Here is a 6,695-nt window from a genome sequence, read left to right on the forward strand (position 1 = left end):
TGCGTAAGATGACTCTGGGGACCGGGCGGCCAAAGATTGCGGTGCCGATTACTGGAAAAACAGCTTCTGAAATTATTGATCAGGCCAAAACCATTGCGCCAAAGACCCCGGATCTGGTTGAATGGCGAATTGATTTTTATGAAGACGTGACCGATGCCCAACAATTAGTGACCACCGGTAAACAACTGCATGACACCCTTGGCAGTATTCCGATCTTAACGACCTTCAGAACGAAGGGCGAGGGCGGCGAACTTCAGCTGAGCGATGATCAGTACTTTGAAATCTGCAAAACGGTCATTACCGCTGGATTTACGGACGCTTTAGATGTTGAACGGTATCACGATGAAGCCAGTGTCAAAGCACTCGTGAATAAGGCCCATGAGAATCAGGTGGTAGTCATCATGAGTAACCATGATTTTGACAAGACGCCTGATCAAACCGACATTGTCGGCCGCCTGACCAGCATGGTTGAATTGGGCGCCGACGTTGCCAAGATGGCGGTGATGCCACAATCCGCAGATGATGTCTTGACATTGTTAGCCGCCACCAATCAGGCCCATCAAGAATTGGATCAACCACTGATCACCATGTCGATGGGCGATCTCGGCAAGGTCTCCCGAATTTCCGGTGAGGTCTTTGGTTCCTGCTTATCCTTCGGGTCGGTTGGAGCTGGTTCAGCGCCGGGCCAAATTTCGTTAGACGACCTGCGTCACGATCTCAATGATTTGAAATTAAGTTAAGCACTCAGTGAAAGGGAGATGACGACCATGGTTGCCACGGGCGCACCAGAGAAAAAATACATTTCAAAATTTCCGATGATGGGAACCATCGTCTCCCTGACGTTGTTTGAAAAGAACCCGGATGTGGTCAACGACGTCAACGACTATCTGGTTAAAATGGACGCGGTGTTCTCTGCTAATCGCGACGATTCAGAGCTTTCCAAAGTCAATCAGGCTGCCGGGCTTCACCCGGTGACGGTCAGCCGTTCCTGTTACGAATTAGTCGCCGACGCGCTGACTTATACCAACCGGTTTGCCGACAGCTTTAACGTGTTAATCGGGCCGCTGGTGAAGACTTGGAAGATTGGGTTTGGCGGCCGGCAAGTTCCGGATGACAGCCAGATTGACCGGGCACTGAAACTGATTGAACCCGGAAAGGTGACCTTAAACCCCCAGGATCACACGATCTTTTTACGGGATCGGGGGATGCAACTGGACTTAGGGGCGATTGCGAAGGGCTACTTCGCTGATCGGATTATTGAACGTTTGAAAAACGCTGGGATTCGTAATGCCATTATTAACCTTGGCGGCAACGTTCAGGTTCTGGGCGACAACCCATTTTCCAACGATCTCTATTGGAATATCGGGATTCGCGATCCTGAACGTGAGGACGGATCATTGGCAGCAATTGTCCATACCAAAGCACAAACCTTCGTCACCTCAGGCATTCGGGAACGCTACTTTAAAGCAAACGGTCACGTTTACCACCACATTCTGAGCCCCGCTACCGGGTACCCAGTTAATAACGACATCATTCAGGTGACGATCATCACCGCTAATTCTGAATTGGCGGAGGTGTTATCGACGGTTTGCTTCTTCCACGGGGTCGCCGGCGGAAAAGCCATTATTGAAAAGACGCCAGGAGTTGAAGCAATTTTTATCAATCAGCAAAATCAACTAATTCATACATCGGGATTAATCAAGATTAGTAAGGGAGTGTATCTTAATGAGTGAGAAAGACAAGCAAATTAAGGGCCAGGCCATGGGCCATAATGGCATTATCAGTTACGAAGTGGATGTTAACAATGACAAAATTGACGATCTTAAAATTCTAAAGCATTCCGAAACGTCCGGAATCTTTAATCAGGTCATTGATAAACTTAAGAAAAATATTTTATCGCAACAGTCATTTGACGTTGACGCCGTAAGTGGGGCAACGGTCATGACCCAGGCAATTCTGGATTCAGCTAAAAAGGCCGTTGAACAGGAAGACGTCCACATCAAGCCGGTCGTTTCCGAAAAGAAGGCCCATCAAAACACCAATTTGAAGACCGATGTGGTTGTGATTGGCGGGGGTGAAGCCGGATTGGTTGCCGCTTGTCGCGCCTTGACATTGGGCCAAAAGGTGATCTTAGTTGAAAAGAACGGCTATCTCGGCGGCGCAACGATTCTGAACGGATCGAACGTGACCGGGACCGGTTCGAAGGTTTCTGAAAAAATCTTCGGTCGCGATAGTGAGGACTCACCACAGTTGTTGGCCGAAGACGTTGCTAAGGAATGTAAGTATACCAACTATCCGGATTTAACCAATTTGATGACCCAGCACATCGGGCCTGCAATTGACTTTATCAGTCACTTTGCCGGCTTGGACTATCAGAAAGCCCAAACCCAAACGCCGGAACACTCGGTTGATCGCCAGATCGAATTACCAACTGCCAGCAGCTATGAATTCATTAAGAAGGTTTCCGAAGCTTTTGAAAAGAAGGGTGGCAAAATCCTTCTGGGCACCCGGGTTGAAAACCTGATCTATACCGGGAAAGGGGCCGTTAACGGGCTGGTTGCCGAAGCTGAGGGCGAGACCGTTAAGATTAAGGCGAAGTCAGTTGTCCTGGCTGCCGGCGGATACGGTGCCAACCAGAAGATGCGCAGCCCTGAAAGTAAGGGAATCGATTATTACGGCCCGATGACGTCAACTGGGGATGCTTACAACTTCAACGAACAGTTGGATTTAAAGACCCACGACCTTGACTGGTACAAGATTTATCCCCACGGCGTTGAAGTGGAACCTGGGATTGCCAAATTGACCACCTATGCGTCTAAGAAGGCGACCGATATGGGCTCAATCTACGTGAACTCCAAGGGTAAGCGGATCGTTAACGAATCCGACGTTTACGCGAAATTCCGGGATGCTATTTTGGCGCAGCCCGATAAGATTTCGTACCTGTTGATGGACGAACGGACTTGGAAGCAGGTTTACCAGTTACTAGTGCTTCATGACTTCACCGAAAAGGAAATTGCCCAGTTCTTCGCTGACAAGGATCACCGGCCGGTATTTGTGAAGGGATCACTGGAAGACGTTGCCAAGAGTGCCAATATCGATGTGAAGAATTTGGAAGCAACCGTTCAGAATTATCAACGATACGCTAAGGACGGCGTTGATCCCGAATTTGGCCGTGACAAAGAATTTCTTCATGAATATGAAGGTAATACCTATTACCTGATTGAACAGTGTGCCCGATTTGCGACGACTTTAGGCGGCTATTCAGTGGATCCGAAGAACCTTGAATTAGTAAACAAATCCAATGAAAACGTGCCGAACTACTTTGGTGCCGGTGAGGTTGTTGGTGGCGCCAACGGTCATGATTCAATGCCAAGTATGATGAACACTTGGGGTATTTCATCGGGTTACGTTGCTGGTGCTTCTGCAAGCCAGAATGCTAATCGTCGCAAGGCAACCGATCCTGAGGACGAGAAGCACATTGTTTCGCTAGTTGGAACCAACGCGTCGAAGTCCTATAATCGGAAACTACTGCGTTCGATGAAGAATTTGTTTGAACCGGAAGTTGATTTTGAGATTTGTGAGATCAAGGATCTGCCGCTGTTCAATGAGGATCTGTTGAACGACGAGCCGTTACTGGTTAAAGAAATCGCCCATAAAATTGAGGATGCTGACGGCGTGGTGATTGCCGTTCCGGAATACGATCACGCGGTCCCCGCAGCGCTTAAGAGCGCGTTAGAGTGGCTGTCGTGTGCCGAGCATCCGTTTAAGGACAAACCAGTCATGATCGTTGGCACTTCTCTTGGGATCCAGGGCACCGTGCGCGCTCAGATGAATTTGCGCCAAATTATGGACGCCCCAGGGATGGATGCCAGCGTGATGCCGGGGAATGAATTTATGCTGCCCCAGGCACCCCGCCAATTTGATGAAAATGATCAGTTGATTGACGAAGGCAGCGTCAGCTTCTTGAAGCAATGTTTTGATCACTTCTTGAAGTACATTGAGTCGATGACCCCTGACGAAGTGGCCGAGGATCCTCTGGCGGTTGCGAATAATTAATTTGTTAACGATGGGAAGTTGTCATGGAAAATGGCAGCTTCTTTTTGATGGGCTGCAAAATGTGTGTATAAAATCACATTAACCCATAACTAGTTGCCGGGAACCCGTTTGTTAATGTATAAAGAAAGATAACCGCTTGTTCGGGATCTTGGGTGTGCATGCAAATTAAGTAAGCGATTTCATGTCGATGATGAGTGATTTTTTCTCGGAAAGGTTTTGATTCATTGAATAAGTCATTATAATGGATTTTAAGTAAATCATAGAAGAATTCTATCAATAAACCCACGGATACTTATGTTTATAAAACGGTTTCATGGCTATAATTGTTTATGAAATGTTGAACAAACAAGATTTGAAAGGAAGTTTTTGATTATGGTTGATCGTATCGATGGACACACAATTTTGATTGGTTTAATGGCAACGCCTATTCGTCACTCAATGTCACCAACAATGCACAATACATCATTTGTTAAATTGGGTTTGAACTACGCATACTTAGCATTTGAAGTCGGAAATAAAGAATTGCCAGATGCTATTCAAGGCATTCGTGCGTTAGGAATGCGTGGATCAAATATTTCAATGCCAAACAAACAAAAGGTTCTGCCATTATTGGATAAGCTAGATCCAGTTGCCAAAATGGTTGGTGCGGTCAACACAATCGTTAATGATGATGGTGTGTTAACTGGATACACAACTGATGGGACCGGTTTTATGAAATCATTGGCAGATGAAAATTTGGATATCCGCGGAGAAAAGATGACGATTGCCGGCGCTGGTGGAGCAGGTACTGCAATTGAAATCCAAGCCGCTTACGATGGTGTTAAGGAAATGTCAATTTTCAACATCAAAGATGCAACTTGGGCTAACGCCGAACGCAACGTTAAGATCATCAACGAACAAACTGATTGCAAGGCCCAACTATTTGATCTTGCAGACCAGGACGCTTTCAAATGTGAAATTGCCGATTCAGCAATCTACTGTGATTCAACCGGGGTTGGCATGAAGCCGCTTGAAGATAAAACTTTGGTCAGTGATCCATCATTCTTCCACAAGGACATGATTGTTTACGATACGGTTTACGCCCCACGGACAACTAAGCTGATGACGGTTGCTGAAGAAGCTGGCGTTGATCATGTGTTCAATGGTCTCGGGATGATGCTTGAGCAAGGTGCTGAAGCATTTAAACTTTGGACTGGTGAGGACATGCCAGTGGATGACATCCGTAACATTTTGTTTGCAGACGCTAAATAATTAATAGTAATTATCATGTTTAAAGGGGTAGGAAAAGTATGAAAAACAAATATATGCCTACGGCCATTAGTTTATATATCAACTATTTCATTCATGGTATGGGTGTCATTATCTTGGCTCAAAATATGGCAGCATTAGCAACAAAATGGCATACAACTGCTGGTGGAGTTGCAGTTGTTATCTCCTCGCTTGGTATTGGCCGTTTGGTGGTTCTATTAGTCTCTGGAATGTTGTCCGATAAGTTTGGAAGAAAACCATTCGTGGTTCTAGGGATTCTGATGTATTTGCTTTTCTTTGGAGGAATTTTATTTAGTTCATCAATTTGGATTGCATATATCTTTGGAATATTGGCAGGAATAGCCAACTCGTTCTTAGATTCAGGAACTTATCCGGCATTGATGGAAATGTTCCCCGAAGAAAAAGGAACAGCTAATGTTATTATCAAGGCATTTATCTCCGGTGGACAATTCCTTCTTCCACTGATGGTAAGTTTTCTTGTTGCAAGTCAAGCGTGGTTCGGATGGTCATTTATCTTGTGTATCGCAATTCTTGGGTTGAACCTTGTGTTTGTTCTTATTGCTGGAAAGTTTCCAGTACCTGGTGCAGACGTGAAGGCTGCAGCTGAAGAAGATAAAAAGGAAGAGGATACAGATCAAAAATCTGCCGGAAATATTTGGATTGACGGTGTTCTCTTCATTCTTTATGGATATATTTCTCAAGCTACCTTCTATCTGGTAAGCCAGTGGTTAAGCCAATATGGGCAGGAAGTTGCAAAGATGGGATCGACAAGTGCCCACGCATTGATCAGTTATTACAGCATCGGTTCTATCGTTTGTGTATTTGTAACAGCTGCATTGGCGAAAAAAGCAGTCAAAGAAATCCAGTTCTTGGGAGTATATACGTTAATCTCATTTGTTTCATTATTGCTGATGTACCTGGTTCCTACCTCGCTTATGTGCTCAATTATGTCGTTTGTAGTTGGTTTCTCAGCCGCAGGTGGTGTCATGCAACTTGGGTTGACGGTCATGTCAACATTCTTTGCAAAGGGTAAGGGAACGGTGACCGGAGCGTTTTACACCGCTGGATCGATTGCTTCATTTACAATTCCATTAATTACTGGAATGATGGCTTCAAACTTAGCAAATATCATTTTGTTCGATGTCTTCATCGCCCTCATCGGATTCGTACTAGCAGTTCTTATTACGATTCGATACAATCATTTGTTTGGAAAGGCTAAGAAAGAAACAGTGCTTAGTACAGAAAAATAAACGACTTTGTTCACTAGGAGTGCCAATTGACAACGAAAAGAATGCCGAAACATCTCATTAAGTACTATGAAATGTTTCAGCATTCTTTTTTTAATTAGGGTCTGTCTTAAAACAAGCTTT

5 protein-coding genes are annotated in these 6,695 nt (G+C 45.2%); all 5 read left to right on the plus strand.

Going from position 1 to position 6,695, the window contains the following annotated elements; genetic code table 11:
• Positions 1–8: 8 nt before the first annotated feature.
• Positions 9–740 carry a type I 3-dehydroquinate dehydratase gene (gene aroD / locus FD47_RS09475; protein ID WP_054735276.1) on the plus strand — a complete coding sequence of 244 codons (732 nt, stop codon included), beginning with the start codon at positions 9–11 and terminating at the stop codon, positions 738–740.
• A gap of 27 nt (positions 741–767) precedes the next feature.
• A complete protein-coding gene (locus FD47_RS09480) occupies positions 768–1,733 on the plus strand; it encodes an FAD:protein FMN transferase (RefSeq protein WP_054735265.1) in 966 nt (321 codons plus the stop codon).
• A complete protein-coding gene (locus FD47_RS09485) occupies positions 1,726–4,056 on the plus strand; it encodes an FAD-dependent oxidoreductase (protein WP_054735268.1) in 2,331 nt (776 codons plus the stop codon). The genes FD47_RS09480 and FD47_RS09485 overlap by 8 nt, the downstream gene beginning before the upstream one ends.
• Positions 4,057–4,428: 372 nt before the next feature.
• Positions 4,429–5,307 carry a shikimate dehydrogenase gene (locus FD47_RS09490; RefSeq protein WP_054735271.1) on the plus strand — a complete coding sequence of 293 codons (879 nt, stop codon included), beginning with the start codon at positions 4,429–4,431 and terminating at the stop codon, positions 5,305–5,307.
• 38 nt (positions 5,308–5,345) lie between these two features.
• Positions 5,346–6,575 carry an MFS transporter gene (locus tag FD47_RS09495; RefSeq protein WP_054735272.1) on the plus strand — a complete coding sequence of 410 codons (1,230 nt, stop codon included), beginning with the start codon at positions 5,346–5,348 and terminating at the stop codon, positions 6,573–6,575.
• The last annotated feature ends 120 nt before the right edge of the window (positions 6,576–6,695 follow it).

It is taken from the genome of Lentilactobacillus parafarraginis DSM 18390 = JCM 14109, assembly GCF_001435895.1.
Lineage (GTDB): Bacteria > Bacillota > Bacilli > Lactobacillales > Lactobacillaceae > Lentilactobacillus > Lentilactobacillus parafarraginis.

Coding starts and splice junctions, on each gene's coding strand:
- FD47_RS09495 (WP_054735272.1), top strand. CDS start 5,346: ATGAAAAACAAATATATGCCTACGGCCATTAGTTTATATATCAACTAT.
- FD47_RS09490 (WP_054735271.1), top strand. CDS start 4,429: ATGGTTGATCGTATCGATGGACACACAATTTTGATTGGTTTAATGGCA.
- aroD (WP_054735276.1), top strand. CDS start 9: ATGACTCTGGGGACCGGGCGGCCAAAGATTGCGGTGCCGATTACTGGA.
- FD47_RS09480 (WP_054735265.1), top strand. CDS start 768: ATGGTTGCCACGGGCGCACCAGAGAAAAAATACATTTCAAAATTTCCG.
- FD47_RS09485 (WP_054735268.1), top strand. CDS start 1,726: ATGAGTGAGAAAGACAAGCAAATTAAGGGCCAGGCCATGGGCCATAAT.